Annotated in this window: 4 protein-coding genes; 2 read left to right on the top strand and 2 right to left on the bottom strand. The window is 70.9% G+C overall.

The features are described from left to right. Together LI94_RS20685 and LI94_RS20680 are read left to right on the top strand one after the other, a co-directional pair. The coding region (locus tag LI94_RS20685; protein ID WP_046302402.1) for a 16S rRNA (cytidine(1402)-2'-O)-methyltransferase at positions 1-618 on the top strand (618 nt) is incomplete at its 5' end. 70 nt (positions 619-688) lie between these two features. Beyond that, positions 689-1,087 carry a DUF6632 domain-containing protein gene (locus tag LI94_RS20680; protein WP_024442531.1) on the top strand — a complete coding sequence of 133 codons (399 nt, stop codon included), beginning with the start codon at positions 689-691 and terminating at the stop codon, positions 1,085-1,087. Between the two features lie 5 nt (positions 1,088-1,092). Here LI94_RS20680 and LI94_RS20675 read toward each other — a convergent pair whose 3' ends face one another. Beyond that, positions 1,093-2,349: an aminodeoxychorismate synthase component I gene (locus tag LI94_RS20675; RefSeq protein ID WP_046302401.1), complete on the bottom strand. Its 1,257-nt coding sequence runs from the start codon at positions 2,347-2,349 to the stop codon at positions 1,093-1,095. 12 nt (positions 2,350-2,361) lie between these two features. Next, positions 2,362-3,184, bottom strand: an 823-nt coding sequence (gene sigJ, locus LI94_RS20670; protein ID WP_046302400.1) for an RNA polymerase sigma factor SigJ, incomplete at its 5' end; no start/stop codon positions are given.

Genomic DNA, 3,184 nt, shown 5'->3' with positions numbered 1-3,184 from the left:
GATGTGTATAAGAGACAGACCGTGCTGGTGGTCAGCGACGCCGGGATGCCGCTGATCAGCGACCCGGGCTACCGCCTGGTGTCCGCGTGCGCCGAGGCCGGGCTGGCCGTGACCTGCCTGCCCGGGCCATCGGCGGTGACGACCGCCCTGGCGCTGTCCGGGCTGGCCTCGGAGCGGTTCTGCTTCGAGGGCTTCGCGCCCCGCAAGCAGGCGGCGCGACGGGCGTGGCTGGCTTCGTTGGCCGACGAGCGGCGCACCTGCGTGTTCTTCGAGTCGCCGCGGCGGCTGGCCGACTGCCTGCGTGACGCGGTCGCCGAACTCGGCGGGGACCGTCGCGCAGTGGTCTGCCGGGAGCTGACCAAGACCCACGAAGAGGTGCGGCGCGGGACGCTGACCGAGCTGGCCGGCTGGGCCGTCGACGGCGTGCTGGGGGAGATCACCGTGGTGTTGGCGGGCGCGACCCCGCGCGCTGACCTGGCGACGCTGGTGGACGAGGTGAACCGGCTGGCGGGCGAAGGCATGCGGGTCAAGGATGCCTGCGCGCAGGTGATCGCCGACGTGCCCGCCGCGGTGTCGCGACGCGAGCTGTACGACGCGGTGCTGCGATCCCGCCAGTAGGGGATATCGGATTCTCCTGTGCGCCGTTAGGCTTTGCTGATGTAGCTGCTCGGGCTCGAAGAGGACGCGGATGACGTCGAACGACAGGACTGAAACGACACCGCTGAAGGTTGCGCTGACCGTCGTCGGGCTGATCTTCGTCGTCGGGATCTATCCGCTGACCGTGCTCTGGCCGGCGGGCTGGGCCTGGGGCCATGCCGGCGCGGATTCGTCGCACTATCTGGTGATGATCCTGGGCATGTACGCCACGCTCGGGGTGTTCCTGCTGTTCGCCGCACGTGATCCGCTGGCTCATCGCAGCCTGATCTGGTTCACGGTGGCCTCCAGTGTGGTGCACGCCGCGATCATGACGGCGCAGGCAATCGGCGACCCGGCCGAACGTGGTCATCTGGCCGGTGACGTGCCCGCGTTGGTGATCGTGGCGCTGGTGCTGGCGCTGCTGATGCCGCGCCGCGGCGCAACCGTGTAGTGCGTCTACGACGCGGTGCTGCGTTCCTGGGACTGGCCGTCGGCGACGATCGGGGCGGCCTTGTGCAGGCACTCCTGCCACTCGGCGTCGACGTCGGAGTCCGCGGTGATACCGCCGCCGACCCCCAGCACCGCGCCACCGGCGGCGTCGAACTCCACGGTGCGGATCGCGACGTTGAGTTCGCAGCCGGCCACCGGCGACGCCAACCCCACCGTGCCGCAGTACGCCCCGCGACGCGCGGGCTCCCACTCCGAAAGTAGCTGGCGGGCACGGTGTTTGGGGGTCCCGGTCACCGACGCGGGCGGGAACGTCGCATCCAGCAACTCCGCCATGGCCAGCTGCTCGGGCAACCGGGCCGAGACCGTCGACACCAGATGCCACACCCCGGGGGCCGGCCGCACCGCCAACAGCTCGGGCACGGTGACCGTGCCGGTGATCGCCACCCGGCCCAGGTCATTGCGGACCAGGTCCACGATCATGATGTTCTCCGCGACGTCCTTGGTCGAAGCGCGCAGCGCCGACGGGCGGGCGTACAGCGGCAGGGTGCCTTTGATCGGGCTGGAGTCCACGACCTGACCGCGGCGGCGCAGGAACAGCTCCGGTGACAGCGAGGCCAGCGCGCCCCAGTCGCCGGCGACGTAGGCGGCACGCGCGGGGCCGGTGCGTGCCACCGCGTCGGCGAAGAAATCCAGTGGGGCGCCGCTGACGGTTCCGGTGAAGCGGGTGCACACGCAGGCCTGATACACCTCACCGGACCGGATAGCCTCCAGGCAGGCCAGCACTCCGGCGCGGTGCGCTTGGCGGTCCGGAGTCTCCCAATAGATGCGGTATCCCCGCGCCGGGGCGGGCGTCGTCAGCGCCTCGGCCAGCCAACCCGGCATGGCCGCTCCGGACAGGCTTTCGAACCACCACTGCCCGTCGGTGTTGTCCTGACGCAGCACGCAGTCAGTCCAGCCGCCGGCGGCTTCGGGGATGCGAGGCCCCAGGCCGTCGGCGCCGGCATCGGGGTAGGACAGATAGCCGATCCAGCCGCCGCCCACCACACCGGGTCCATGCGGGGCATTCGGGGCATTCGGGGCACAAAACACCTGGTCGGGGCCCACCGGCTTCACGGCCACGCTGGGGGCGATCACCGCCTGGGACCCGAACCACTCGCCGGTCAGAGCGGCCGGCGGCGGCAGCCCGCGTCGGTCGGTCGCATCGCCGACTGCGCGCAGCACCGCCGGGGCTGCCCCCAAGTCGCCGAGCCGCTCGATTCGCACGGCACTAGCTTGTCAGACGTCGGCGCCTCGGGTGATCTCGCGGGCGGCCGCCACCGCCGCCAGCTTGTCCGGGTTGCGCATGGCGTAGAAGTTGGTGATCAGCCCGTCGACGATCTCGAAGGTGAACACACCCTCCAGACGGTCGGCGCGGTAGAACAGCACCGCGGGTGCGGAGTTGCAGACGCCCATGTCCACCCGGACGTCGGGCATCTGCGTCCCCTGCCGCAGCAGCCCGATAACCGTGCGGGCCACCTTGTCGGCACCCACGACCGGCCGGCGGGCCGCGCTGGCTTTGCCGCCGCTATCGGCAGTCCACACCACATCCGGCGCCAGCATCGACAGCACGGTGGTGATGTCGCCGCCCGCCGCCGCGGTCATGAACTCCGCGGTGACCCGCGCGCTCTCCTCCGGGTCGACCGGAGCGTAGCGCGGCCGCCGCGCCTGAACGTGGTTGCGCGCCCGGTGCGCGACCTGGCGGGCCGCGGCCGCGGATTTGCCGACCGCGGCCGCGATCTCGTCATAGTCGAAACCGAACACTTCGCGCAGCACGAACACCGCGCGCTCCTCGGGGCGCAGCGTCTCCAACACCACCAGCATCGCCATCGACACCGATTCGGCCAGCACGACATCGGCCGAGGGATCGTGCTCGGTCAGCAGCAGCGGCTCAGGCAGCCACGGCCCGACGTACTCCTCGCGGCGCCGAGCGCCGGCCCGCAGCGCGTTGAGCGCCTGACGGGTGACCAGGCTGGCCAGGTACGCCTTGACATCGCGGACTTCGGCCAGGTCCACCTCAGCCCAGCGCAGGTAGCTGTCCTGCAACTGTCTCTTATACACA

It is taken from the genome of Mycobacterium sp. UM_Kg27 (assembly GCF_000972905.1).
Lineage (GTDB): Bacteria > Actinomycetota > Actinomycetes > Mycobacteriales > Mycobacteriaceae > Mycobacterium.
This window is presented reverse-complemented; position numbering and strand designations above follow the sequence as displayed.

What these genes read in the sequence shown, in the direction of transcription:
- LI94_RS20680 (WP_024442531.1), top strand. Translation starts at nt 689, where the DNA reads ATGACGTCGAACGACAGGACTGAAACGACACCGCTGAAGGTTGCGCTG.